This window comes from Thalassovita gelatinovora (assembly GCF_001458355.1).
Lineage (GTDB): Bacteria > Pseudomonadota > Alphaproteobacteria > Rhodobacterales > Rhodobacteraceae > Thalassobius > Thalassobius gelatinovorus.
Genome location: NZ_CYSA01000025.1, coordinates 258,887 through 283,891 on the forward strand (window position 1 = coordinate 258,887; position 25,005 = coordinate 283,891).

Here is a 25,005-nt window from a genome sequence, read left to right on the forward strand (position 1 = left end):
CGGTTCAGGCCGCCATGATCATCACATAGGCCGCCAGCGCCAGCATCACCGTGGTGATCGGTGCCCACAGCCTGCGTTCTTTGCGCGACCGGGTGATCCAGTTCAACGTGCAGGTCATTGCCGACAGGCCAACCGCCCCCCAGCCCGTCCAGCGCGGCCAGAAGCCGCCGGCAAATCCCGCCGCCGACAAGATCGACAGCGCCATGAACGCCAGCAGCAGGATCGACAGTGCCGCCAGCACCCGCCCGCTTGGGGGCAGCGCGCCCTTGCGCTGACCGCCTTGGGTGTATTCGCCCAGCGGCAGCCCTGCGATCAGCAGCAGCTGGAACGCGACCGTAGCCAGGCACATCAGGGCGTAAAGCTGAGCCAGCAGCACCGTCATCCGACGCGCATCTTCCGTGCCATGTCTGCCGCGCGATCCAACACAGAGGTATCAAGCCCGGTCTGGTATCCCAGTTCGGTCAGCCGCGCCTGCACCGCTTCGGTCGCCACGTTGCCCGCAGCCCCCGGCGCGTAAGGACAACCGCCCAAGCCGCCGACGGCGGCGTCGAACACCCGCACTCCCTTTTCCAGCGACACTTCGATATTGGCCAGCGCCCGGCCCGCCGTGTCGTGGTAATGCCCGGCCAGGCGATCCGCCGGGAACACGTTCAACACCGCGTCGAGCATCGCCGCGATGGTTTCCGGTGTCCCCTGCCCGATGGTGTCGCCCAGACTGATTTCATAACACCCCATGGCGTTCAGCGCCTCGGCCACGCGGGCCACCTGCGCCGGGTCGGTCGGTCCGTCATAAGGGCAATCGGTGACGCAGGAAATATAGCCGCGTACCGGTAGCCCCGCCTGTTTCGCCGCATGGGCGACCGGTTCGAACCGATCCAGGCTTTCGGCGATGGTGGCGTTGATATTGGCCTTGGAAAACCCTTCGGAGGCCGATCCGAAAATTGCCACTTCATCAGCACGGGCGGCCAGCGCACGTTCCAGCCCCTTCATGTTCGGGGTCAGCGCGGCATAGGACACGCCCGGTTTGCGTTTGATCCCGGCCAGAACGTCGCCGCTATCGGCCATTTGCGGCACCCATTTGGGGCTGACGAAGCTGGCCACTTCGATCCGTTTGAACCCGGCTTCGGACAGGCAATCGACCAGCGCGATCTTTTCCGCCGTCGGGATCAGCCGTTTTTCGTTTTGCAGCCCGTCGCGCGGACCCATTTCGAAGATTTCAACGGTGCCGGTCATGCGTCTTGGTCCTCCAGCCGGATCAGCGCCGCGCCCGCTTCGACCTGCGCCCCCGCCTGTGCCAGCACTTCGGCCACGACGCCGTCGCGCGCGGCCAGCAAAGCATGTTCCATTTTCATCGCTTCGAGAATGGCCAGCCGGTCGCCTTCGCGCACCTGTTGACCGGCTTCGGTAAACACTGCCTTGACCAGACCGGGCATCGGCGCTTCGATCAGGTTGCCGTCGCCGCTGGCGCTGGTGGCGACATCGAGCGGGTCGATGCGGGCAAATCCCAGCCCGGACTCCGCAAAGACTGTGATCAGGTTGCCGGTCACCACCACGTCAGGGGCGGGAACGCCGTCCAGCATCCAGCGCCCGCCGACAGTGCTGGCGCTGACCGTTGTGTCGCCGATGGTGACGCTGTGACGGTCCGGGCCAAAGCTGCGGATATCGGCATTGCAAACCTCGCCGTCGAAATCCAGCGCCACGTGATGCACCAGCGGGTCCCACAGGGTGAAGCCGGTATCATCGCCCGCGCGGTCGAGCAGGCCCAGCGCCGCCAGAGCGGCCAGCGCGCGGTGTTGCGGCGTCGGCACCGCCGGGCGCACCAGATCGTCAAGATCGCGGCCAATCAGGCCGGTATCGACCTGCCCCGCCGCAAAGCCCGGATGGGCGCAAAGCGATGACAAGAAGCGCAGATTGGTAACGGTGCCGGCCACCTGACACTTGGCCAGCGCCGTTTTCATCCGCGACAAGGCGATGGCGCGGGTCGGGCCGGAGGTGATGATCTTGGCGATCATCGGGTCGTAGAACGGGCTGATGGCATCGCCGGCACGCACGCCACTGTCGGAGCGGGCCCCGTCGGGGAAGGCCAGATGTGCCAGCGTCCCGGTGGCGGGCAAGAACCCCTTGGGCACGTCTTCGGCGTAAAGCCGGACTTCGAAACTGTGACCGGTCAGCGGGATGTCGTCCTGCGCCAGCGGCAGCGCTTCGCCTGCGGCGACGCGCAATTGCCATTCGACCAGATCGATGCCGGTGACGGCTTCGGTGACCGGGTGTTCGACCTGCAACCGGGTGTTCATTTCCATGAACCAGAACCCGTCGGGGCGCAGCCCGTGCGATCCGTCGACGATGAATTCGATGGTGCCCGCGCCTTTGTAGTTAATCGCCTGCGCGGCGCGCACCGCCGCCTGCCCCATTGCCGCGCGCATGTCTTCGGTCATGCCCGGTGCCGGGGCTTCTTCGATCACTTTCTGATGGCGGCGTTGCAGCGAACAATCGCGTTCATACAGGTGAACGGCCGTTTGCCCGTCGCCAAAGACCTGCACTTCGATATGGCGCGGTTTCTGGATGTATTTTTCGATCAGCACGTCCGGGTTGCCGAAAGAGGTCTGCGCTTCGCTTTGCGCACTTTTCAGCGCCTCGTTGAAATCCTTGGGGTCTTCGACCAGCCGCATGCCCTTGCCGCCGCCACCCGCTACCGCCTTGATCAAGACCGGGTAACCGATGGTGTCGGCCGCGCCGGACAGGTGTTCGGGGTCCTGATTGGAGCCGTGATAGCCGGGCACCACCGGCACACCGGCGGCTTCCATCAAGACCTTGGCGGCATCTTTCAGTCCCATTTTGCGGATCGCGTCCGCCGAGGGGCCGATAAAGGTCAGCCCGGCCGCATCGACCGCGTCGACGAATTCGGGGTTTTCAGACAGGAAGCCATAGCCGGGATGGATCGCCTGTGCGCCGGTTTGCAACGCGGCTTCGATGATGCGGTCGGCCCGGAGATAGCTGTCCGCCGGGGCCGAGCCGCCGATATGCACCGCTTCGTCGGCGGCGGCGACATGGGCGGCGGCGGCATCGGCATCGGAATAGACCGCGACCACCTTGACGCCCATATCGCGGGCGGTGCGGGCCACCCGGCAGGCGATTTCACCACGATTGGCGATCAGGATCTTGTCAAACATCGGTTTGGTCCTTTTGGCTTGGTCCGGAACGGGGGCTGCCTGCCCCCGGACCCCCGGGGATATTTTTGAACAGAAGAAAGATTACATCCGGAACACGCCGAACCGCGTGTCTTCGATCGGCGCGTTCAGCGAGGCGCTGAGGCTGAGCGCCAGCACGTCGCGGGTTTTGCGCGGGTCGATGACGCCATCATCCCAGAGCCGGGCAGAGGCGTAGAGCGGGTGGCTTTGCTGTTCGAACATGTCGATGGTGGGGCGTTTGAAATCGGCTTCTTCTTCTGCCGACCAAGTGCCGCCCTGCCGCTCGATGCCATCGCGTTTGACGGTGGCGAGAACGCCGGCGGCCTGTTCGCCGCCCATCACCGAAATGCGACTGTTCGGCCAGGTCCACAGGAAGCGAGGCGAATAGGCCCGACCCGCCATGCCGTAATTGCCCGCGCCAAAGGAGCCGCCCACCAGCATGGTGATTTTCGGCACCTTGGTGGCGGCGACGGCGGTGACCATTTTCGCCCCGTGCCGCGCGATGCCTTCGTTTTCGTATTTACGCCCGACCATGAAGCCGGTGATGTTTTGCAAGAACACCAGCGGGATCTTGCGCTGGCTGCACAGTTCGATGAAATGCGCGCCCTTCTGGGCGGCTTCGGAAAACAGCACGCCATTATTGGCGACGATGCCGACCGGGCAGCCTTTGACATGGGCGAAGCCGGTGACCAGCGTTTCGCCGAAGCGCGGTTTGAATTCGTCAAAGCGCGACCCGTCGACCACCCGGGCGATCACTTCCCGGATGTCGTAAGGCGTGCGCAGATCGGCAGGCACCACGCCGAAGATTTCATCGGGGTCATAGGCCGGGTCTTCGGGGCTTTGCCATTGCACCGTCTGCGGCTTGGCGCGGTTCAGGTGGCTGACCGCGCGGCGCGCCAGCGCCAGCGCGTGGGCGTCGTCTTCGGCCAGATAATCAGCGACACCGGACAGACGGGTATGCACATCGCCACCGCCGAGGTCTTCGGCGCTGACAACTTCACCGGTGGCGGCCTTGACCAGCGGCGGACCGGCAAGAAAGATGGTGCCCTGATCCTTGACGATGATGGTGACGTCGGACATCGCGGGCACGTAAGCGCCGCCAGCGGTGCAGGACCCCATCACCACGGCAATCTGCGGGATGCCCTTGGCCGACATGTTGGCCTGATTATAAAAGATCCGGCCGAAATGGTCGCGGTCGGGGAACACTTCGTCCTGCTGCGGCAGGTTGGCACCGCCTGAATCAACAAGGTAGATGCAGGGCAGATGGTTCTGTTCGGCGATTTCCTGCGCCCGCAGGTGCTTTTTCACCGTCATCGGGTAATAGGTGCCGCCCTTCACCGTGGCGTCGTTGCACACCACCATGACTTCTTGGCCATGGACCCGGCCGATCCCGGCAATGACACCGGCGGCGGGGGCGGCATTGTCATACATGTCATGCGCTGCGGTGGCGCCGATTTCGAGGAAGGGCGACCCGGCATCAAGCAGGTTGGCGACCCGTCGGCGCGGCAGCATCTTGCCGCGCTCTTCGTGCCGTTTGCGGGACCTTTCACCGCCGCCCAGCCGGGCGGCTTCGGCGGCGCGGGACACGGTTTCGAGCGCTTCGAGATGGCCGCGCAGATTGGTCTGGAAGGTTTCTGAAGACGGGATGGCTTGGGATTTCAGTTTCATGTGTCGCCCTCGGTTTCGCGCGCTGCGCGTGCTTTCAGTTCTTTTCGGATCACCTTGCCGGTCACGGTCATTGGCAGGGCATCGAGAAACGCGATTTCGCGCGGGTAGGAATGTTTGGCGACCCGGGTCTTGGCGAAATCCTGCAAGTCCCTGGCCAGTGCGTCGCTTGGGTCAAACCCCGGTTTGAGCACCACATAGGCCTTGACGATCTCGGTGCGCAGCGCGTCGGGTTTGCCGACCACGCCGACGGTGGCGACGGACGCGTGTTTCAGCAGACCGTCTTCGATCTCGCTTGGTCCGATGCGGTAGCCGGCCGAGGTGATCACGTCGTCTTCGCGCCCGACGAAGCGCAGGAAATCACCGTCCCAAGTGCCCCGGTCGCCGGTCAGCATCCAGTCGCCGATGAATTTCTCTGCCGTTTCTTCGGGCCGGTTCCAGTAGCCCAGCATCATGCTGGCCGCGCCTTTGCGGATGGCGATATCGCCCTCACCGTCGGTGGGATTGCCGTCCGCGTCAAGCACCGCGATGTCGAAGCCGGGCGCGGGTTTGCCAAGGCAGCCCGGTTTCGGGCTGAACAGGGCCGCGCAGGAGGACGCCACCATGTTGCATTCGGTCTGGCCGTAGAATTCGTTGATCTGCAAGCCAAAGGCACGGCGGCCCCAGTCGAGCATTTCCGCCCCCAAGGGTTCGCCGCCCGATGCGACCGAACGCAGGCCGGCAATGGCGGCGTCTTCTGCCTTCAACATGCGCAAAGCGGTGGGCGGGAAGAAGATGTTTTTCACCCCGGCCATGTCGACGATACGCTGACAATCGGCGACGGTGAACTTGTCCAGCCGCGCGGCGATCACCGGCACGCCCAAAGCCAGCCCCGGCATCAGCACGTCGAACAACCCGCCGATCCAGGCCCAGTCGGCCGGGGTCCACAGGCAATCGTCCGGCTGGCCCAGAAAATCATGACTGATCTCGACCCCGGGCAGATGGCCGATCAGCATCCGGTGACCGTGCAACGCGCCCTTGGGCGCCCCGGTCGTGCCGCTGGTATAGATCAGCACGGCGGCGTCTTCGGGGCCGGTTTGCACGGTATCAAAGCGGGTATCCGAAAGATCGCAATGTTCGGGGATCAGCGATTGCTGCCCTGCCCCCTTCAGCCATTCGGCCAGCCCTTCGGTGCCTTCGGGATCAGCAATGACCAGATCGACACCGGCATCTTGCAACCTTGTTATCAACGCCTCGGTGCCGAACAGCTTGAACAGCGGGATCGATATCGCGCCGAGTTTCCAGCAGGCGATATGCGCCGCCGCCGTCCACGGCGATTGCGACCGCAACACGCCGACCCGGTCGCCGCGTTGCACGCCGCGCCGGACCATGTCATGCGCCAAACCGTCGGCCATCTGCCGCAACCGGCCATAGCTGACGGTCTGACGGGTGCCCCCGGTCATGTCGATGATCGCCACCCGGTCGGGCGCACGCGCGGCCCAGTCATCGCAGACCTGAACCGCCATGTTCAGCCGCGCAGGGATGTCCCAGCGAAATCCCCGGATCAGCGCACCATAGCTGTCAACATGCGGCAGCATGGCTCAGCGCATCGCCGCCATCAATTCGCGGCCCACCAGCATACGGCGGATTTCCGAGGTTCCGGCGCCGATTTCCATCAGCTTGGCATCGCGGAAAATCCGGGCAACCGGGCTGTCGGACAGGAACCCAGCACCGCCCAGGGCCTGCACCGCCTGATGCGACACTTTCATCGCTTCTTCGCTGGCATAGAGCACGCAGGCAGCGGCGTCCTGACGGGTGACTTCACCGCGATCACAGGATTTGGCCACTTCGTAGACATAGGCGCGCGACGAATTCATCGAGGTATACATATCGGCGATCTTGCCCTGCATCAGCTGGAAATCCCCGATCGACTGACCGAATTGTTTGCGTTCGACCATGTAGGGCATGACTTCGTCCAGACAGGCGGCCATAATGCCGGTGCCGATCCCCGACAGCACCACGCGTTCGTAATCCAGCCCCGACATCAGCACCCGCACGCCCTTACCTTCTTCGCCCAGCACGTTTTCGAACGGCACTTCGACGTCTTCGAAGATCAGTTCGGCGGTGTTCGATCCACGCATGCCCAGCTTGTCGAAATGGTTCGAGGTGGAAAAACCGGTCATCGATTTTTCGATGATGAAGGCGGTGATGCCTTTCGATCCGGCCTCGGGGTCGGTTTTGGCATAGACCACCAGAGTATCGGCATCCGGCCCGTTGGTGATCCAGTATTTATTGCCGTTGAGCACGTAATAGCCATTGCGCTTTTCGGCCTTGAGCTTCATCGACACCACGTCGGACCCGGCAGACGGTTCCGACATTGCCAGCGCACCAATCGCTGTGCCGGAAATCAATCCGGGCAGGTATTTCTGTTTTTGCTCTTCATTGCCATTGAGCTTGATCTGATTGACGCACAGGTTGGAATGGGCGCCATAAGACAGGCTGACCGACGCCGAGGCGCGGGCGATTTCTTCGACCGCGATCACATGTGCCAGATAGGACATACCGGCACCGCCATAGGCTTCGGAGGTGGTGATCCCCAACAGGCCCAGTTCCCCCATTTCGCGCCACAACTCGTTAGGGAAGGCGTTTGAGCGATCGATTTCGGCCGCCATCGGCTTGACCCGCTCCTGCGCCCAGCGATGCACCATTTCGCGCAACGCATTCACATCTTCGCCCAGATCGAAATTCATCACTGCGTTGAACATGGCCCGGCTCCTCCATTCCGATTTAATGAACACTTGTTCAATAAAATGTCACAGCCCCCGAGTCGCGTCAAGGGCGCATGTGCCAGACGGCTGCGCCGCCGCCCGCAAAGACGGCAACCTTCTTCTGTTGTTTGCGAAATATCCCGGGGTGAATACGTTGAAAATCGCCGCGATTTTCAACGCAGAGGGGCGGCGCCCCTCAGCCTGCTTGCCACACAGCGCCGACCTCGGATTTGATGATCCGGGCCAGCACTGCGCAATCTTCAAGACTGAACGTCAGCGGCAGCCGCATGTCGACGATGCCTTTGAGCACCCGGTCGGTGGCTTGCATCGGGGGGCTTGGCGCATAGCGCCAGCTGTCATAGCGGCTGGTAAAGCCGCTGGGTTCCGCGCCGCCGAACCATTTCAATTCGACCCCACGCGCCAGACAGCGGCGCAGCAGGTCGGCGATCTGATCCTCGGGCCAGTCCAGCAACAGGAACTGGATCGACGATCCAACATAGTCTTCTGCTTCGGGCCGATCGATCACGGTCAGGCCGGGGGTGTGGCGCAATCCTTCTTCGACCACGCGGTAGCGATCATTCCAGCGGGCGCATTGCCGCCCCAGATCGCGCAATTGCACCCGCAGGATCGCGGCGCGCAGATTGTCCATCCGGCCCGAAATATTGGGGGTATCATATTTGATCGCTTCGAACACGGCCGGATCGGGCGCGGCCAGATGACGATCATAGAGCATATAAGACCCCGACAGCATCACCGCGCGGGCCATGATGTTGGGATCATCGGAAATCATCAGCCCGCCTTCGCCGGAATTCAGATGCTTGTACGTCTGGGTCGAATAACAGCCGATTACCCCGTCAGTGCCCGACAACCGGCCGCGCCAGCGCGCGCCCATCGTATGGGCGCAATCCTCGATCACCTTGACCCCCGCCGCGTTGCAGATCGTCATCAGCCGGTCCATGTCGCACAGATGGCCGCGCATGTGGCTGAGCATCAAGACATCCGCCTGCCCGGTCTTCGCGGCCAGATCGTCAAGGTCAATCACCAGGTCTTCGGTCACGCCGACGAACACCGGCACCGCGCCGACCGATGCGATCGCGCCGGGCACCGGGGCCAGGGTGAAAGCGTTGGTCAGAACCTTGTCGCCGGGTTTTACCCCGACCGCACGCAGGGCGCAGGCCAGCGCATAGCCGCCCGAGGCCACCGCCAGTGCATATTTCGCCCCCATCGCGGCGGCGAATTCCTGTTCCAGCAGCGCGACTTCTCCGGGATCACCCGCCGCCACGTTATAGCGGTGCAGACGGCCGCTTTTCATCACCGCGACGGCGGCTTCGATCGCCGCGTCGGGGATCGGTTCCTGCTGGGTGAAATTACCGGTGAATTTTTCGTTCATCTGCTTGTTCTGCGGCTTTGATCAATGGGCGTCAATCCGAAGGTGTGCCGATCAACCGCGCCACTTCGGCCGGCAGGGCGTCGAAATGGTCGATCATGCCTTCGGGTTCAAGCTGTGCCACCCCGCGCCCAGACGGGCCGAAAGTGACCAGAATGCAGGGCACGCCCAAGGCTTCGGCGGTTTTGCGGTCGGTGGCGGTGTCGCCGACAATCAGCGATTTCGCCGGATCGCCCCCGGCGCGCAGGGCCGCTTCGCGCAATGGCATCGGGTCTGGTTTACGCACTGGCAGGGTATCGGCCCCGATCAGAGAAGCGAACGCGCTGCGGATGCCCAGCCGGGTCAGCAAGATCTCGGCCAGATTTTCCGGTTTGTTGGTGCAAATCCCGATCTTGTAGCCGCTATCGCTGAGCCGCCCGACCGCGTCCATCGCGCCGGGATAGATCGTGGTATAGCGGTCGATCTGTTCTTCATAGGCCCGCAGCAGTTGCGGGTACCAGTTTTCCACTTCGCCCAGGACATCTTCCTGCGCGATCCGTTCCAGCCCCAGCGTCAACATCGCCCGACCCCCATGAAAGGCGGTCGCGGCATCGCCCACCGGGTCCAGCACATCGCCCTGCCCCATGGCCCGGAAACAAGCATTGGCCGCCGCGATCAGATCGCCGCTGGTATCGGCAAGGGTTCCGTCCAGATCGAAGATCACTGTTTGCATTGCTGCCCTCCGGGGAAGTTGTTGGCGCTTTTCCGCCAGACTGTGTTGCAAGCCGCAATCACACGTGAAGCAATCCGACCTTGCACCCTTGTGCCAAGCAGATAAAACGGGCGCAACGCAAATACGAAGAGTAACAGCATGAGCACGGCACTTGTCATCCTCGCGGCAGGCATGGGGACACGGATGAATTCGGACCTGCCCAAGGTCCTGCATCAGATCGCGGGGGCCCCCCTGTTGATCCATGCGATGAAATCGGGCGCGGCGGTCGATCCGGAAAAACAGGTGATCGTGGCCGGTCACGGGGCCGATCAGGTGGCCAAGGTGGCCCGCGATTGGGACGACCGCGCCGAAGTGGTTTTGCAAGACGAACAGTTGGGCACCGCGCATGCGGTGTTGCAAGCGCGCGCGGCGCTGGCGGATTTCGACGGCGATGTGATCGTGCTTTATGGCGACACGCCCTTCATTCAGCCCGAAACCATTGCCCGCATGATCGACGCAAGACAACATCACGATGTCGTTGTGCTGGGCTTCGAAGCCGTCGATCCGGGCCGCTATGGCCGTTTGGTCCTGCGGGGTGACCGGTTGGAAAAGATCGTCGAATTCAAGGATGCGACTGATCAGGAACGCGCCATAACTGTCTGTAATTCTGGTGTTATTTCAGCAAATTCCAAGACTTTATTCGCCCTGCTGGATAAAGTTGGAAACGACAATGCGGCGGGCGAATATTACCTGACCGATATCATCGGGCTGGCCCATAACGAAGGGTTGTCGGCCACCGCCGTCACCTGCGAAGAGGCCGAAACGCTGGGCGTTAATTCGCGCGCCGAACTGGCCGCTGCGGAAGCGGCATTTCAGACCCGCGCCCGCGCCGAGGTATTGGAGAACGGTGTCACCCTGACCGCGCCCGAAACGGTCTTTTTCGCCCATGACACGGTGATTGGCCGCGATGCCATCCTTGAACCCAACGTGATTTTCGGCCCCGGCGCGACGGTGGAATCCGGGGCTCGGATCCGCGCTTTTTCACATCTGGAAGGCTGCCACGTGTCGCGCGGCGCCACTGTCGGGCCTTATGCGCGGCTGCGCCCCGGTGCGGAATTGGCCGAGGACGTGCATGTCGGCAATTTCGTCGAAATCAAGAATGCCGTGTTGGATCAAGGGGCCAAGGTCAACCACCTGAGCTATATCGGCGATGCCCATATCGGCGAAAAAACCAATATCGGTGCCGGGACCATCACCTGCAATTACGATGGGGTGCTGAAGCACAAGACGGAAATCGGCGCGCATGCCTTTATCGGGTCGAACACAATGTTGGTTGCGCCGGTGCGCGTCGGCAACCGCGCCATGACCGGCAGCGGCGCGGTGATCACGACGGATGTCGAGGATGAGGCGCTGGCGATTGCGCGGGCCGCCCAGATAAACAAACCGGGTCTGGCGACCAAGCTGCGCGAGAAATTACAAGCCAAGAAGGCAAAACGGGATAAAGGGGCAGGATAATGTGCGGAATTGTCGGGGTTCTGGGCGAACACGAAGCTGCGCCCATACTGGTGGATGCGCTGAAACGGCTGGAATATCGCGGTTACGACAGCGCCGGAATCGCCACGGTGGACAATGGCCATCTGTCGCGCCGCCGGGCGGTGGGCAAGCTGGTCAACCTGAGCGATCTTCTGGTCCATGATCCATTGTCGGGCAAGGCCGGGATCGGCCATACCCGGTGGGCCACCCACGGCGCACCCAGCGTCGAGAATGCCCATCCGCATCAGGCCGGGCCGGTGGCGGTGGTCCATAACGGTATCATCGAGAATTTCCGCGAGTTACGCACAGAATTGTCGCAAAGCGGGATCGGGTTCAGCACCGAAACCGATACCGAAACCGTGGCGCTGTTGACCCAACATCACCTGAACCAGGGTCACAGCCCGGTGGAAGCCGCGCGCAAAACCGTGGCACGGTTGCACGGGGCGTTTGCGTTGGCGTTTCTGTTCGACGGCGAAGACGACCTGTTGATCGCGGCGCGCAAAGGCAGCCCGTTGGCAATTGGCCATGGCGACGGCGAAATGTTCGTTGGCTCCGATGCCATCGCTTTGGCACCGATGACCGACACGATCACCTATCTGGAAGAAGGTGATTTCGCGGTGATCACCCGGACGAGCCTTGAAATCCGCGACGCCAACGGCGAATTGGCCAACCGCGAAAAACGCATCATCCACATGGACGACGCCCGGGTCGACAAGGGTCTGCACAAGCATTTCATGGCCAAGGAAATCGCCGAACAGCCGCAGGTGATCGGTGAAGCGGTGCGCCATTACCTGTCCGAAGACGGCAATTCTGTGGACCTGCCTGGGGACTTGGATTTCACCCAGGTGGACCGGCTGACCATGGTCGCCTGCGGCACCGCCTTTTATGCCTGCCTGACCGCGAAATACTGGTTCGAACAGTTGGCGCAATTGCCAGTCGAGGTCGATATCGCCAGCGAATTCCGTTATCGCGAACCGCCCATCACCAAGGGCACGGTGGCACTGTTCGTCAGCCAATCGGGTGAAACCGCCGATACACTGGCGGCGCTGCGGTATTGCGAAGGCAAGGCCGACAGCATCGTGTCGGTGGTCAATGTTTCTGAAAGTTCGATCGCGCGGGCCAGCGACCTGTCGCTGCCGATTCTGGCCGGGGTCGAGGTCGGGGTGGCATCGACCAAGGCGTTTACCTGCCAATTGACGGTGCTGCTGATGCTGGCGCTGAAAGCCGCCGAACAGCGCGGCACGCTGAGCCCTGAGCGGATCAGCGACCTGCTGAGCCGGTTGCGGGCGACCCCGTCGATCCTGAACGCGGCGCTGGAACAGGATGGGGCCGTCGCGAAAGCCGCGCAGCAATTGTCGGAATCGTCGGACGTGCTGTTCCTGGGTCGTGGGTTGATGTATCCGCTGGCCCTTGAAGGTGCATTGAAATTAAAAGAAATCAGCTACATACATGCCGAAGCCTATGCGTCTGGCGAATTGAAACACGGACCAATCGCGTTGATCGACAAGACCATGCCGGTGGTCGTCATGGCCCCTTATGACGCGCTGTTCGACAAGACCCGGTCGAACATGCAGGAGGTTCTGGCGCGCGGTGGCAAGGTGGTCATGATCACCGATGAACATGGCGCACATGACACCGCCAGCGATGCTTGGTGCACCATCGTGATGCCCGAAATCGACCCGGTCCTGACCCCGATCCTCTATGCGATCCCGGCGCAGTTGCTGGCCTATCACACCGCAGTGGCCAAGGGCACCGATGTCGACCAACCCCGCAACCTTGCCAAATCGGTGACCGTCGAATGACCTTGGACGACGCATTGGAGGCGCTGAAGGCGCAGGTGGAACCGGGCCGCGCCGAAGGGTCGGCAGAATACCACAAGGTGCCGCGCGTCTATCTGGGCGTTTCCAACCCGGCGATCAACGATCTGAGCAAAGAATGGCGGCAGCAGTTGACGGTCGAACAGCGCGTGACGCTGGCACAGCAGCTGTGGGACACGAATATTTTCGAAGCCCGGCTAGCGGCGGCCAAGCTGCTGACGCAAGCGCGGATCAAGCCCGATCAGGCGGTTTGGGAGCTGATCAAAAGCTGGTTGCCCGATCTGGACAGCTGGGCGATTGCCGATCATGCGATGATGGCGGGGCAAAAACGGCTGATCGCCGATCCGTCGCGGGTGGCTGAGGTCGAAGACTGGACCCGCTCTGACAGTCACTGGATACGTCGCGCCGCGATGGTGGTCACCCTGCCCTGGACCAAACAGAACCACCCCAAGCCGCAGGATATGGAAATCCGCGAAACGGTGTTGGGTTGGGCCGCCGCCTATGTCAACGATCCCGAATGGTTCATCCAGAAATCGGTAGCGTGGTGGCTGCGCGATCTGTCGAAACACGATCCCGACCGGGTGATCGCGTTCCTGCGCGAACATGGCAAGGTTATGAAGCCTTTCGCGCGCAAGGAAGCGTCGAAATATTTGCCACCCAAAGCCTGAGTGCGACGTTTTCCGGCACTGGAAAAGCGGGCGAAACCTGGGTCAGGTTTCGCCGCAAATGGCTTAGTCGAGATAGACTTCGATCTTGGGCAGCCCGGACAGGGGCGCATCCAGCAGCCGCATAGCGCCCAGCGACAACCGACTGCCCGCAGTGACCGGCCCTTCGATCGGAAGCAGTTCGACCTTGACTTCGCGGCCATTGGCCGGATAGCGCACGCGGCCCCTGCCCGGAGCCGAAATCAGCGGAGTTTCGATCCAGAACCCGTCCCGGGCCGGATCGCCCAGCGAAGCGACCGTCATCCCCAAAAGCCCGCCGCTGCCCGGCTGGGCCGACCCGGTATCGGGCAGAGATGCGATTTCGATTTCATCGGGGGCTGGCAAGGTTTCTTCGGTCGGTTGCGAGACAACCGGCGGCTTTGCCTGGCGTTGCCAAGGCGGTGTGCCGAGAAGCGGAACATCGGTACAGGCCGACAGGGCGAAAGCGGGAACAAGGGTAAGGACAAGCTTTTTCATAGCGGCGAGGCTACGACCTTTCGACCGGCCAATCAATCATATCCGCCCTTGCCGTGGCAGGTTTCCGCCCCTAGGTTCATCGCTATGACAGCACCTCTTATAGACCCCTTTCAACGCGCCATCACCTATCTGCGCGTTTCCGTCACCGACCGGTGCGATTTCCGCTGTGTCTATTGCATGTCGGAAAACATGACCTTTTTGCCCAAAAAAGACCTGCTGACGTTGGAAGAACTGGACCGTATGTGTTCCAGCTTCATCCGTCTGGGGGTGGAAAAACTGCGGATCACCGGCGGCGAACCTTTGGTCCGGCGCGGAATCATGACGTTTTTCAACGCCATGTCGCGGCATCTGGACAGTGGCGCATTGAAGGAATTGACCCTGACCACGAACGGGTCGCAGTTGGAAAAATTCGCCGGCGACCTGTGGGCGGCGGGGGTGCGGCGGGTGAATATCTCGCTCGATACGCTGGATGAGACGAAATTTGCCGAAATCACCCGCTGGGGCCGGTTGCCGCAGGTTTTGCGCGGGATCGATGCCGCCCAGAAGGTCGGCATGCGGGTCAAGCTCAACGCGGTCGCGTTGAAAGGCTTCAACGATGTCGAATTGTTCGATCTGGTGGATTGGTGCAAGGACCGCGATATCGACCTGACCTTTATCGAGGTCATGCCGATGGGCGATATCGGCAACGAAGACCGGTTGGATCAATATTGGCCGCTGAGCGATCTGCGGGCGCAATTGGCGGATCGGTTCACCCTGACCGATCTGGACGAAAGGTCGGGCGGTCCGGCGCGCTATGTCCGGTTGGAAGAAACCGGGCAAAAGATCGGGTTCATCACCCCGCTGACGCATAATTTCTGCGAAAGCTGTAACCGGGTGCGGCTGACCTGCACCGGTGAAATTTATACCTGTCTGGGACAGGAAGGGATGCAGGACCTGCGCCCTGCCCTGCGCGATCATCCCGGCGACGATGCGCCGCTGGAACAGGCGATCCGGGCGGCCATCGGGTTGAAACCCAAGGGCCATGATTTCGATTATTCGCGTCAGGACGTGGCGGGCAAGATGTCCCGCCACATGAGCCACACCGGCGGATGACCCCGACCATGACCGGCCTGTTACGGCTTTATCTGGGGCTGACCGCGCTGGCACCTTTTCTGCTGACCCGCGCGGCGCGACGGGCGCATGAAAAACAACAAGCTGCCCCTGATCGGTTCGTTGAACGGTTGGGCAGGGCGACGGAGGCGCGACCCGAAGGGCGGTTGATCTGGGTGCATGCCGCATCGGTTGGTGAACTGCTGTCGGTGCTGCGGTTGGCCGATGAACTGGCTGCTGATACCGAGGCGCGGGTGCTGTTCACCACCACCACCACCACGGCGGCGCAGTTGGCGGCGGAACGGATGCCGGAGGGGGCCATTCACCAATATCTACCGGTGGACACACCAAAGGCGGTCCAAGGTTTTTTGAACCATTGGGCCCCTGATCTGGCGCTGTTCGTCGAAGGCGACCTGTGGCCAAGGTTGATCCTGCGAACCAAGGCGCGCGGCATTCCGATGGCATTGATCAACACACGGGTTTCGAAAAGCCGCGCCAGAGCGGCGAAAACCAGCGCCGCGCTGCTGGGCCGGTTCGATCTGATCACCGCGCAGGATGCGGCAGCGGCGGAGCAATTGAGCGGCTTGGGCGTGGCGGCGGAGCGGCTGCATGTGCCCGGCGATCTGAAAGCCGCGTTGCCACCGCCGCCGGTGGATCGGGCGGCGCTGACCGCGCTGCAACTGGAAATCGGCGCCCGCCCGGTATGGATCGCGGCATCGACCCATGCCGGGGAAGATGCGGAGGTTCTGGCCGCGCATCGGGCCGCCTTGGTGCAGCGACCCGACCTGTTACTGATCCTGGTCCCGCGGCACCCGGAACGGGCGGCGGAAATTCTGGCGCTGCCGGGGCTGGCCGGGATGGCGGTGGCGCAACGATCGAAAGGCACGGCGATCACCGCCCGGACGCAGCTTTATCTGGCCGATAGTCTGGGCGAAATCGGCCTGTTTCTCAGCCTGTCGCCGGTGGTATTTCTGGGTGGATCGTTCGGGCCGCAAGGGGGGCATAATCCGTTTGAACCGGCGCACTTCGGGGCGGTGGTGCTGCATGGGCCCAAGGTGGTGAATTTCGCCGACAGTTACGCCGAAATGGCAGCAGCGGGCATTGCCCACGAGGTCGCGGACGGCGCGGATTTGGGCCGCGCGGTGTTGCAGTGGCTGAGCGCGCCGGACCGGGACGCGACGCAAAGCGCCGCCCGTGCCTTCATGGCGGGGAAAAGGGCCATTGCCGCAGAAACCCGCGCCTTGGTGCGCGGGTTGTTATAGCGCCGAAACCCACCCTTGCCGTTGACCGCACCGCCGCCTAGGGTCGCCGCGCAAACACCGGAGCCCAGCATGATCAAAGCCGTTTTGATGAACGATACCGCGACGCGTTACCATCACGGCTGTGCCCGGGTGATGCGGTTGCTGGTGGCCGGGTTGCAGCGGCAGGGGGTCGAGGTGATCGCCCGCAGTGCCGCGCGCAACGATTGGGATCAGGACGAAGCGTTTCTGGCCGCGCTGGAGCGGGCCGATCTGATCGTGATCAATGGTGAAGGTACGCTGCACCATGGCAAGCCGGAGGGTGAAAAGCTGCTGAAAGTGGCGCTGCATCCGGCGCGTGGGCGCAGGCCTATCGCCCTGATCAACGCGCTGTATCAGGACAATCCGCTGGATTGGGCGCGCTATCTGACCGAAATCAATCTGATCGCGGCGCGTGACAGCGACAGCGCCAGATCGATGCAGCAGGCGACGCAAAACGCTGTGCGCTGGCTGCCGGATCTGTCACTGTCCGCCCCGGCTGAGGTGGCGCCCCTGCCCCGCCACGGCGTGATCGTCGGCGATTCCGTTCGGTTCGAAAAACGCCGGGTGCTGGCGCGGGCGGCGCAGCGCCTGGCAGAGGCACGGTTCATTCCGACCAAGACGCTGCGCGGTCGGATCTGGACCCTGCCGGTGATTGGGCCATTGGCACGTGCGGGGCTTTATCGGCTTTATAACGGGGTGTTGCCGCTGCGCGGTCCCCAGTTTGAAATGGCCCCGAACGAGGCTGCCTATCTGCGCGATATCGCGGCGGCCGAGCTGCATATCACCGGACGGTTCCACGCGGTGTGCCTGTCGATGTTGGTGGAAACGCCGTTTCTGGCGCTAAGTTCAAACGCGTCGAAGATCGAACGCTTGCTGCGCGATGCCGGGATGGACGCATCGCGGATCGTGGGCGAGGAGGCGTTGGAAACGCCGCCATCCGCAATGCCCTATTCGGACGAAGAATTGCGCCTGATCCGCGCGTTCTGCGCCAAAGCACAGAACGACGCCGACCAGTTGTTCAAGGATATTGCCGCCTTGGCGCAAGGCTAGGACAAGGCCGGGGCCGAATTCAGGCCGCAGGCATCCGTTTTTCCACCACTTCGGCCCACCAGCTGCATCCCGCCGGGATCGCTTCGTCGTTGAAGTTGTATTCGGGGTGATGCACCATCGCGGTGTCGCCATTGCCGACGAGGATATAGGCGCCGGGGCGTTCTTCCAGCATGAAGGCGAAATCTTCGCCGCCCATCACCAAAGGCGCTTCATCGCAGCTGCCGCTGATCGACCGGGCCACGTCAGCTGCGAAATCGGTCTGTTCCTCGGCGTTCATCATCACCGGGTAATTGCGGTGATAATCCAGTTTGGCGGTGCCCCCGAATGTGGCCGCGACGCCGTTGCAGATCTCACCGATCCGCTTTTCCGCCAGATCGCGCATTTCCGGACTCATCGTGCGCACGGTGCCTTTCAGCATCACCCGCTGCGGGATCACGTTGAACGCCTTGGACGAGGTTTCGAACGAGGTGACCGAAACCACCACCTGATCGACCGGATCGGCGTTGCGGCTGGCGATGGTTTGCAGCGACAGCACCGCTTGCGACGCCATCACCGTGGTATCGACGGTTTCATGTGGTTTGGCCGCATGGCCGCCGACGCCTTCGAATTCGATTTCGAACACGTCGGTGGCGGCGAAAAACGCACCGGGACGAATAGAAAAGCTGCCCACGGGGTGACCGGGCCAGTTGTGCATGCCGTAGACTTCCTGAATGCCCCAGCGGTCCATCAATCCGTCGTCGCACATCGCCTTGCCCCCGGCACCGCCTTCTTCGGCGGGTTGGAAGATGACCACCACGGTGCCGTCGAAATTGCGCGTCTCGGACAGGTATTTCGCCGCCCCCAGCAGCATCGCGGTGTGGCCGTCATGGCCGCAGGCATGCATCGCATTAGGGGTCTTGGAGGCATAGTCCAGCCCGGTCTGCTCATGGATCGGCAGCGCGTCCATATCGGCGCGCAATCCGATGACCTTGCCCGAACCGGTTTCCTTGCCCTTGATCACGCCGACGACACCGGTTTGGCCGATGCCAGTCACGACTTCGTCACAGCCGAATTCTTTCAGCTTGTCGGCAACGATGGCGCTGGTGCGGTGGGTGTCATAGAGGATTTCCGGGTTTTCGTGCAGGTCACGACGCCAGACGGTAATTTCATCCTGCAATTCTGCAAAGCGGTTCTTAACGGGCATAGGGGTGGTCCTTGTTATCCGCGCGGCATGCGTCGTTCGATCAGTTCCGCGAAGAAACTGCATCCCAACGGGATCGCCGCGTCGTTGAAATCATATGCGGGGTGGTGGCACATCGGAGTGTCGCCATTGCCAAGGAAGATATAGGCGCCGGGGCGGGATTCCAACATGTAGGAAAAATCTTCTGCCGGCATGATTGGCGGGGTATCGGTATCGACCTTATCGGTGACCGCCTGTGCCGCTTCTATCGCATAACGGGTCTGTTCATCCGCGTTCACCGTGGGCGGATAGCCGCGTTTGTACGTCACTTTCGCGGTTGCGCCATAGGCGGCGGCGGTGGCTTCGGCGACGGCGGTCAGCCGGTCTTCGATCAGATCGCGCACATCGTTGTCGAAACAGCGCACTGTGCCGCGCAATTTCGCGGTTTGCGGGATCACGTTCTGGGTGTCGCTTTCGGTCAGGAAAGTGGCCACGGTCAGCACCGCGTGTTGCACCGGATCGACATTGCGCGACACGATGGAATTGAGCGCCACCACAACATGGCTGGCCGCCAGCGTGGTATCGACAGATTCGTGCGGTATGGCGGCATGGCCGCCCTTGCCGGTCACGATGATGTCGAATTCATCCGCCGACGCCATCAACGGCCCGGACCGGATGGCGAATTCCCCCACCGGCACGCCGGGCATGTTGTGCAATCCGTAAACTTCCTGCACGTTCCAGCGATCCATCGCGCCGTCTTCGACCATTTTCAGGCCGCCCCCGCCGCCTTCTTCGGCGGGTTGGAACAGCAGCACCACGGTGCCGTCAAAATTGCGCGTTTCGGTCAGGTATTTCGCCGCCCCCAGCAGCATCGCGGTATGACCGTCATGGCCGCAGGCATGGGCCGCGCCGGGGATCTTGGAGGCATATTCGACGCCGCTGGCTTCGTGCATCGGCAGCGCATCCATATCGGCGCGCAGCGCGATGACCCGGTCGGACTTGCCCGCCTTGATCACCCCGACAACGCCGGTGATGCCGATACCTTCGACCACTTCATCGCAGCCGAAGGCGCGCAGCTTGTCGGCGACCACCCCGGCGGTGCGGTGGACATCGAACAGGATTTCGGGATGTTCGTGGAAATCATGCCGCCAAGCGGTGATTTCCCCCTGCATTTCGGCGAAACTGTTCTTGATCGGCATTGTCGCCCCCTTAGAGCCTATCGAGCAGGCGTTTCATGAAATCATGCCCGGCATTGAATTGCGCCACGGTGATAAATTCATCGGGCTGGTGCGCCTGTTCGATATTGCCCGGCCCGCAGACCACCGCAGAATAGCCACCGGTCTGAAAATGCCCCGCTTCGGTGCCATAGCTGACCACGTGGTTTTCGTTGTCGCCAGAAATCGCACGCACCAAGGCTTCGGCGTCACCCTGATTTTCCGGGGTCAGCCCCGGCAGGCTGAATTTTTCGCTGATCTCGATCCGGGTTTCGGGCACGACCGCCTGCATTTCGGCTTCGATCTCGGCAACTTTGGCCATGAACAATTCGCGCCACATGTCCGGGTCTTCATCCGGCAGAATGCGAAAATCGAAGCCGAATTCGCAATCCTTGGCAGTGATGTTATGGGCCGTACCACCGGAAATCTGGCCAACATGGACGGTGGTCCAGGGCGGTTCGAACAACGCGCCAACCTCGGACGGGTCCCGCGCCATGTTATCGGCGTTGATCTTGTTCGCCCAGTCGATCAGCTTGGCGCCGTACATGATCGCATTGACCCCGGTATGCATCAGCGAGCTGTGGACTTCAAACCCGTGCATATGGACCTGAAAGGCGCGGCCGCCCTTGTGGGCGCTGACCGCTTTCATCATCGACGGTTCGCCGACGATCACCGCAGAGGCTTGCGGCAGCGTTTCGAGCATTCGTTCGATCAGCGGCGGCGCACCGGTGCAGCCGATTTCTTCGTCAAAGCTGAGCGCAAGTTGCAAGGGACGCGAGACGCCACGATGATGCGCTTCGACCAATGCCCAGATTGCCAGCGCATCAAAGCCTTTCATATCGCAACAGCCGCGACCGAAATATTTGCCGTCGCGTTCCACCACGGTGAAGGGATCGGCGGCCCAGGGTTGGCCATCCACCGGCACCACGTCGGTATGACCGGACAGGACCACACCGCCAGCAACGCCGGGGCCGACATGGGCGAAGATCGCGGCCTTGTCGTTGGTTTCGTTATAGTAGCGATGGGCGGTGATGCCGTGGCTTTTCAGGTAATCGTCGACCCAGTCGATCAGCGGCAGGTTGGTGTCACGGCTGACGGTGGGGAACGCCACCAGGCGTTCCATGATTTCATAAGGCGATAATCGCGCTGGCATTGGGACCTCAATATCCGCTGTCTGTGGTCAGGATGAAATGACCGGGGGTGACTTCACGATATTCCGACGGGGCGGCTTCGTATCCGATCGGATGAATCGGCGACGGGATCGGTTTGAAGTTCAGGTCGCGTTCGGATTTGCGACGGCGCGGATCGGCCACCGGAACCGCTTTCATCAGCGCCTGAGTATAGGGGTGTTGCGGGTTTTCGAACACGGCCTGACGCGGCCCCATTTCGACGATCCGGCCCAGATACATCACACCGACATCGTGGCTGACCCGTTCGACCACTGCCATGTCATGGCTGATGAACAGGAAGCTGAGGCCAAGATCGGCCTGCAATTCCATCATCAGGTTCAGCACCTGCGCCTGCACCGACACGTCGAGCGCGGAAACCGCTTCGTCGGCGATGATCAGTTTCGGGTTGAGCGCCAGCGCCCGGGCGATGGCGACGCGCTGCCGCTGACCGCCCGACAATTCATGCGGATAGCGGCGCATGAAGCTGCGCGGCAATTCAACCCGGTCGAACAGCATCGCGATACGGTCTTCGCGTTCGCTGCCTGAATGGGTGCCGAAGTTTTTCATCGGTTCGGCCACCGCCGCGCCCAGCTGCATCTGCGGATTGAGCGAGGCGAAGGGATCTTGGAAAATCATCTGCATGTCGCGTCGCGCGTCGCGCAGCGCGGAATGATCCAACGCCATGATATCGGTGCCATCCAGATCGATCTGCCCTGACAGCGGTTCAACCAAGCGCAGGATCGACCGGCCAGCGGTGGATTTGCCGCAGCCGGATTCGCCCACCAAGGACAAGGTGCGGCCCTTGTTGAGGGTAAAAGACAGGTCTTCGACCGCGTGAACATTGGCGATGGTGCGGCGGAAAAACCCGCCCTTGACCGGGAACCGGGTGATCAGGTTCTTGACCTTGAGCAACGGTTCATCGGTGCCGGGGATCGGTTTGACCTCGCCCAGATCGCTGCCCAGCAGTTTCATCGGTTCGGGCAAGGGTCTGCCGGTCATTTCGCCCAGTTTAGGCACTGCGGCCAGCAGCGCCTTGGTATAGTCATGCTGCGGGTTTTCGAAAATCTGTTCGACGGTGCCTTCTTCGACCTTGTTGCCGCGGAACATGACCACGACGCGGTCGGCCATCTGCGCCACCACTGCCATGTCATGGGTGATGAACATCACCGCGGTGCCGGTTTCGCGTTTCAACCGGTCCATCAGCGCCAGGATTTCAGCCTGAATCGTCACGTCCAGCGCGGTTGTCGGTTCGTCGGCGATCAACAACCGGGGTTCGCAGGCCAGCGCCATGGCGATCACCACCCGTTGCCGCATCCCCCCCGACAATTCATGCGGATATTGCTTCAACCGCCGTTCCGGTTCCGGGATGCGCACCTGTTTGAGCAGGTCCAGCGCCCGCGCCGCGGCTTCGTTTCGGGACAGGCCCATATGCAGCCGCAAACCTTCGGTCAGTTGGCGTCCGACGGTGAACACCGGGTTGAGCGCGGTCATCGGTTCTTGAAAGATCATGCCGATTTCATTGCCGCGAATGGTGCGCATCAGATCCTGATCGGTTTGAGCAAGATCGATTTCCTCGCCGTCCTTGCGATCAAAAATCAGGCGCCCGCCTGCAATTTCGCCGCCGCCGAATTCCACCAGTCGCATCAGCGACAGGCTTGAGACCGATTTGCCCGACCCCGATTCGCCCACGATGCACACGGTTTCGCCGGGATTCACGCTGAACGAAACATCTTCGACCCCGACGACCGGGCCATCTTTTGTTTGGAATTCAACACGCAGATTTTCGATTCGAGCGATCGGTTGATCCAGCATCGCGTTCATCCTGTTTTTATTCGGCTGCCATCCACCGACGCTACAGACAGGTCGGACCCAGTGTCAAACCCGTAACATTACTGCCTTCGGGTCAGGTTGCTGGCCCCTTGCTTTTTTTGATCAATCGGTTTGAGATGCCACCAGTCGCGAACGGGCTGGGGACACAATTTCCAATAAAAACATATGGGAATCATGTTTCCAACCAACTTTCGCAGACAGAATCAAAATGGCCTTCGAGGCGGCCTTGGTCGCCACAACGAAGGAAAACGAGGCACATATGCTGTGTCCAACAAGGAGAGAAGTATGAAACTTAAATCCGTATTGCTGGGTGCTGTCGCTGCGACCGCACTCGCACCTGCTGCCTTTGCAGAACGCGGATCGGACGGCCATGTCAATATTATCTACTGGCAGGCCCCGTCGATCCTGAACCCTTATCTGTCCAGCGGAACCAAGGATATCGAAGCGTCGTCGCTGGTCATTGAACCGCTGGGCCGGTACGATCCCGATGGTGCATTGGTGCCCTATCTGGCCGCCGAAATTCCGACCGTTGAAAACGGCGGTGTGTCGGAAGACCTGACTTCGATCACCTGGAAGCTGAAAGACGGGCTGAAATGGTCGGACGGGTCCGCCATGACCTCGGCTGACGTAAAATTCACCGCCGATTACTGCATGCATCCCGAAGGCGGCTGCGCCCAGTTGGCTAAATTCGAAGGCGTCAGCAGCATCGACGTGATCGACGATCTGACCGTGAAGGTCAGCTTCTCGGAACCCAAACCGAACCCCTATGGCCCGTTCATGGGCGGTCAGTCCCCGATCCTGCAAAAGGCCCAGTTCGAAAACTGCATGGGTGCCAAGGCCCCCGAATGCACCGACGCCAATTTCAACCCGATCGGCACCGGGCCTTTCGCGGTCACCGATTTCCGTCCCAATGACGTGATTTCGATGGAAGCCAACCCGAATTACCGCGATCCGGCCAAACCGGCCTTTGCGACCCTGACCTTCAAGGGCGGCGGCGATGCCACCGCGGCAGGGCGTGCGGTGCTGGAAACCGGCGAATTCGATTATGCCTGGAACCTGCAACTGGCCCCCGATGTCATCGCCAATATGGAAAAAGGCGGCAAGGGCAAGACCGTGGCGGCGTTCGGGTCGCTGGTCGAACGGATCGAAATGAACATGACCGATCCGTCGCCGTCGCTGCCCGAAGGCGAGCGGGCGACTGCAAAGCACCCGCATCCGGCACTGTCGGATCTGGCCGTGCGCAAGGCATTGTCGATGGCCATCGACCGCGATCTTCTGGTCGAAGTCGGCTATGGCAAGGCGGGTCGCGCGACCTGTAACCTGGTTCCTGCCCCGGCGATTTATGCTTCGGGCAACACCGACTGCATGACCCAGGACATCGAAGGTGCCAAGGCGATGCTGGACGAAGCAGGCTGGAAAGTCGGTTCCGGCGGCATCCGCGAAAAGGACGGCGTCAAGCTGAGCTTCCTGTTCCAGACGTCGACCAATGCAGTGCGTCAGGATTTCCAAGCCCTGATCAAACAGTGGTGGAGCGAGATCGGCGTCGAAACTGAACTGCGCAACATTTCGGCATCGGTGTTCTTTGGCGGTGACCCGGGTTCGCCCGACACTTTCCAGCGCTTCTATGCTGACATGGAAATGTACGCCAACAACTTCGATGGCACCGATCCTGAAAGCTATCTGGCGCAGCACACCTGTGAAAAGGCTCCGAAACCGGAAAGCCAGTGGCAGGGTGAAAACATCAACCGTTTCTGTGACCCGGAATATGACAAGCTGGTCGCTGAAATGGGCAAAACCGGCGTTCTGTCCGAGCGCGGTGCGCTTGGCAAGAAGCTGAACGAGATGCTGACCAAGGAAAGCTATGTCGTGGTGCCGCTGGTCGATCGTGGTCGTGTATCGGCGCATTCCAACACTTTGGGCGGTGTTGATCTGAATACTTGGGATTCAGAGCTGTGGAATGCAGCAGATTGGTACCGGATCAAGTAATTTGATCCTTTTTACCCCG

The 25,005-nt window shown here is 61.6% G+C and carries 20 protein-coding genes; 7 read left to right on the forward strand and 13 right to left on the reverse strand.

Going from position 1 to position 25,005, the window contains the following annotated elements:
• Window positions 1-4 precede the first annotated feature (4 nt).
• The 8 genes from TG4357_RS13565 to TG4357_RS13600 all read right to left on the reverse strand — a co-directional run bounded on the left by TG4357_RS13565 (window position 5) and on the right by TG4357_RS13600 (window position 9,699).
• Window positions 5-382, reverse strand: coding sequence for a hypothetical protein (locus tag TG4357_RS13565; RefSeq protein WP_058263433.1), 378 nt, complete (start codon window positions 380-382; stop codon window positions 5-7).
• Entirely contained in the window at window positions 379-1,233 is an 855-nt protein-coding gene (locus tag TG4357_RS13570) for a hydroxymethylglutaryl-CoA lyase (RefSeq protein ID WP_058263434.1), read from the reverse strand. Before TG4357_RS13570 ends, TG4357_RS13565 begins: the two co-directional genes overlap by 4 nt.
• Entirely contained in the window at window positions 1,230-3,170 is a 1,941-nt protein-coding gene (locus TG4357_RS13575; RefSeq protein WP_058263435.1) for an ATP-binding protein, read from the reverse strand. Before TG4357_RS13575 ends, TG4357_RS13570 begins: the two co-directional genes overlap by 4 nt.
• A gap of 81 nt (window positions 3,171-3,251) precedes the next feature.
• Complete coding sequence (locus tag TG4357_RS13580; RefSeq protein ID WP_058263436.1) at window positions 3,252-4,856, reverse strand: carboxyl transferase domain-containing protein; 1,605 nt, start codon at window positions 4,854-4,856, stop codon at window positions 3,252-3,254.
• Entirely contained in the window at window positions 4,853-6,430 is a 1,578-nt protein-coding gene (locus tag TG4357_RS13585) for an AMP-binding protein (RefSeq protein WP_058263437.1), read from the reverse strand. Before TG4357_RS13585 ends, TG4357_RS13580 begins: the two co-directional genes overlap by 4 nt.
• A gap of 3 nt (window positions 6,431-6,433) precedes the next feature.
• Window positions 6,434-7,597, reverse strand: coding sequence for an isovaleryl-CoA dehydrogenase (locus TG4357_RS13590; RefSeq protein WP_058263438.1), 1,164 nt, complete (start codon window positions 7,595-7,597; stop codon window positions 6,434-6,436).
• A gap of 199 nt (window positions 7,598-7,796) precedes the next feature.
• Window positions 7,797-8,990, reverse strand: a complete 1,194-nt coding sequence (locus TG4357_RS13595; RefSeq protein WP_058263439.1) for a DegT/DnrJ/EryC1/StrS family aminotransferase — start codon at window positions 8,988-8,990, stop codon at window positions 7,797-7,799.
• A 31-nt stretch (window positions 8,991-9,021) separates the two neighbouring features.
• Complete coding sequence (locus tag TG4357_RS13600) at window positions 9,022-9,699, reverse strand: HAD-IA family hydrolase (RefSeq protein ID WP_058263440.1); 678 nt, start codon at window positions 9,697-9,699, stop codon at window positions 9,022-9,024.
• A 138-nt stretch (window positions 9,700-9,837) separates the two neighbouring features.
• On the opposite strand from TG4357_RS13600, the gene glmU reads away from it, so the two are divergent.
• From glmU to TG4357_RS13615, 3 genes are read left to right on the forward strand one after another with little or no spacing between them, the layout of a single operon-like run.
• Entirely contained in the window at window positions 9,838-11,193 is a 1,356-nt protein-coding gene (gene glmU, locus TG4357_RS13605; protein WP_058263441.1) for a bifunctional UDP-N-acetylglucosamine diphosphorylase/glucosamine-1-phosphate N-acetyltransferase GlmU, read from the forward strand.
• On the forward strand, window positions 11,193-13,013 hold the full coding sequence (gene glmS, locus TG4357_RS13610) for a glutamine--fructose-6-phosphate transaminase (isomerizing) (protein ID WP_058263442.1): 1,821 nt from the start codon (window positions 11,193-11,195) through the stop codon (window positions 13,011-13,013). The genes glmU and glmS overlap by 1 nt, the downstream gene beginning before the upstream one ends.
• Window positions 13,010-13,696, forward strand: coding sequence for a DNA alkylation repair protein (locus TG4357_RS13615; RefSeq protein ID WP_058263443.1), 687 nt, complete (start codon window positions 13,010-13,012; stop codon window positions 13,694-13,696). The genes glmS and TG4357_RS13615 overlap by 4 nt, the downstream gene beginning before the upstream one ends.
• Window positions 13,697-13,759: 63 nt before the next feature.
• Here TG4357_RS13615 and TG4357_RS13620 read toward each other — a convergent pair whose 3' ends face one another.
• A complete protein-coding gene (locus TG4357_RS13620) occupies window positions 13,760-14,209 on the reverse strand; it encodes a hypothetical protein (protein ID WP_058263444.1) in 450 nt (149 codons plus the stop codon).
• Between the two features lie 84 nt (window positions 14,210-14,293).
• Here TG4357_RS13620 and moaA point away from each other — a divergent pair, with 84 nt between their 5' ends.
• The 3 genes from moaA (at window position 14,294) to TG4357_RS13635 (ending at window position 17,628) form a co-directional block, all read left to right on the forward strand.
• A complete protein-coding gene (gene moaA, locus TG4357_RS13625; protein ID WP_058263445.1) occupies window positions 14,294-15,301 on the forward strand; it encodes a GTP 3',8-cyclase MoaA in 1,008 nt (335 codons plus the stop codon).
• 8 nt (window positions 15,302-15,309) lie between these two features.
• Complete coding sequence (locus tag TG4357_RS13630) at window positions 15,310-16,560, forward strand: 3-deoxy-D-manno-octulosonic acid transferase (RefSeq protein WP_158509081.1); 1,251 nt, start codon at window positions 15,310-15,312, stop codon at window positions 16,558-16,560.
• A 69-nt stretch (window positions 16,561-16,629) separates the two neighbouring features.
• On the forward strand, window positions 16,630-17,628 hold the full coding sequence (locus tag TG4357_RS13635; RefSeq protein WP_058263447.1) for a polysaccharide pyruvyl transferase family protein: 999 nt from the start codon (window positions 16,630-16,632) through the stop codon (window positions 17,626-17,628).
• A 19-nt stretch (window positions 17,629-17,647) separates the two neighbouring features.
• Here TG4357_RS13635 and TG4357_RS13640 read toward each other — a convergent pair whose 3' ends face one another.
• From TG4357_RS13640 to TG4357_RS13655, 4 genes are read right to left on the reverse strand one after another with little or no spacing between them, the layout of a single operon-like run.
• Window positions 17,648-18,811, reverse strand: coding sequence for a M20 aminoacylase family protein (locus tag TG4357_RS13640; protein WP_058263448.1), 1,164 nt, complete (start codon window positions 18,809-18,811; stop codon window positions 17,648-17,650).
• Between the two features lie 14 nt (window positions 18,812-18,825).
• Entirely contained in the window at window positions 18,826-19,986 is a 1,161-nt protein-coding gene (locus TG4357_RS13645) for a M20 aminoacylase family protein (protein ID WP_058263449.1), read from the reverse strand.
• Between the two features lie 10 nt (window positions 19,987-19,996).
• Window positions 19,997-21,154 (reverse strand): acetylornithine deacetylase, encoded by a 1,158-nt coding sequence (argE, locus tag TG4357_RS13650; RefSeq protein WP_058263450.1) that lies wholly within the window; start codon window positions 21,152-21,154, stop codon window positions 19,997-19,999.
• Window positions 21,155-21,161: 7 nt separating this feature from the next.
• Window positions 21,162-22,982 (reverse strand): ABC transporter ATP-binding protein, encoded by a 1,821-nt coding sequence (locus tag TG4357_RS13655; protein ID WP_058263503.1) that lies wholly within the window; start codon window positions 22,980-22,982, stop codon window positions 21,162-21,164.
• Between the two features lie 303 nt (window positions 22,983-23,285).
• Between TG4357_RS13655 and TG4357_RS13660 the strand changes: the two genes are divergently transcribed.
• Window positions 23,286-24,986, forward strand: coding sequence for a peptide ABC transporter substrate-binding protein (locus tag TG4357_RS13660; protein WP_058263451.1), 1,701 nt, complete (start codon window positions 23,286-23,288; stop codon window positions 24,984-24,986).
• The last annotated feature ends 19 nt before the right edge of the window (window positions 24,987-25,005 follow it).

Excerpts from the sequence above, each read along its gene's own strand:
- TG4357_RS13570 (WP_058263434.1), bottom strand. The coding sequence starts at position 1,233 with ATGACCGGCACCGTTGAAATCTTCGAAATGGGTCCGCGCGACGGGCTG.
- TG4357_RS13585 (WP_058263437.1), bottom strand. The coding sequence starts at position 6,430 with ATGCTGCCGCATGTTGACAGCTATGGTGCGCTGATCCGGGGATTTCGC.
- TG4357_RS13645 (WP_058263449.1), bottom strand. The coding sequence starts at position 19,986 with ATGCCGATCAAGAACAGTTTCGCCGAAATGCAGGGGGAAATCACCGCT.
- glmU (WP_058263441.1), top strand. The coding sequence starts at position 9,838 with ATGAGCACGGCACTTGTCATCCTCGCGGCAGGCATGGGGACACGGATG.
- argE (WP_058263450.1), bottom strand. The coding sequence starts at position 21,154 with ATGCCAGCGCGATTATCGCCTTATGAAATCATGGAACGCCTGGTGGCG.
- TG4357_RS13580 (WP_058263436.1), bottom strand. The coding sequence starts at position 4,856 with ATGAAACTGAAATCCCAAGCCATCCCGTCTTCAGAAACCTTCCAGACC.
- glmS (WP_058263442.1), top strand. The coding sequence starts at position 11,193 with ATGTGCGGAATTGTCGGGGTTCTGGGCGAACACGAAGCTGCGCCCATA.
- TG4357_RS13655 (WP_058263503.1), bottom strand. The coding sequence starts at position 22,982 with ATGCTGGATCAACCGATCGCTCGAATCGAAAATCTGCGTGTTGAATTC.
- moaA (WP_058263445.1), top strand. The coding sequence starts at position 14,294 with ATGACAGCACCTCTTATAGACCCCTTTCAACGCGCCATCACCTATCTG.
- TG4357_RS13595 (WP_058263439.1), bottom strand. The coding sequence starts at position 8,990 with ATGAACGAAAAATTCACCGGTAATTTCACCCAGCAGGAACCGATCCCC.
- TG4357_RS13590 (WP_058263438.1), bottom strand. The coding sequence starts at position 7,597 with ATGTTCAACGCAGTGATGAATTTCGATCTGGGCGAAGATGTGAATGCG.
- TG4357_RS13630 (WP_158509081.1), top strand. The coding sequence starts at position 15,310 with ATGACCGGCCTGTTACGGCTTTATCTGGGGCTGACCGCGCTGGCACCT.
- TG4357_RS13640 (WP_058263448.1), bottom strand. The coding sequence starts at position 18,811 with ATGCCCGTTAAGAACCGCTTTGCAGAATTGCAGGATGAAATTACCGTC.
- TG4357_RS13660 (WP_058263451.1), top strand. The coding sequence starts at position 23,286 with ATGAAACTTAAATCCGTATTGCTGGGTGCTGTCGCTGCGACCGCACTC.
- TG4357_RS13600 (WP_058263440.1), bottom strand. The coding sequence starts at position 9,699 with ATGCAAACAGTGATCTTCGATCTGGACGGAACCCTTGCCGATACCAGC.
- TG4357_RS13565 (WP_058263433.1), bottom strand. The coding sequence starts at position 382 with ATGACGGTGCTGCTGGCTCAGCTTTACGCCCTGATGTGCCTGGCTACG.
- TG4357_RS13635 (WP_058263447.1), top strand. The coding sequence starts at position 16,630 with ATGATCAAAGCCGTTTTGATGAACGATACCGCGACGCGTTACCATCAC.
- TG4357_RS13615 (WP_058263443.1), top strand. The coding sequence starts at position 13,010 with ATGACCTTGGACGACGCATTGGAGGCGCTGAAGGCGCAGGTGGAACCG.
- TG4357_RS13620 (WP_058263444.1), bottom strand. The coding sequence starts at position 14,209 with ATGAAAAAGCTTGTCCTTACCCTTGTTCCCGCTTTCGCCCTGTCGGCC.
- TG4357_RS13575 (WP_058263435.1), bottom strand. The coding sequence starts at position 3,170 with ATGTTTGACAAGATCCTGATCGCCAATCGTGGTGAAATCGCCTGCCGG.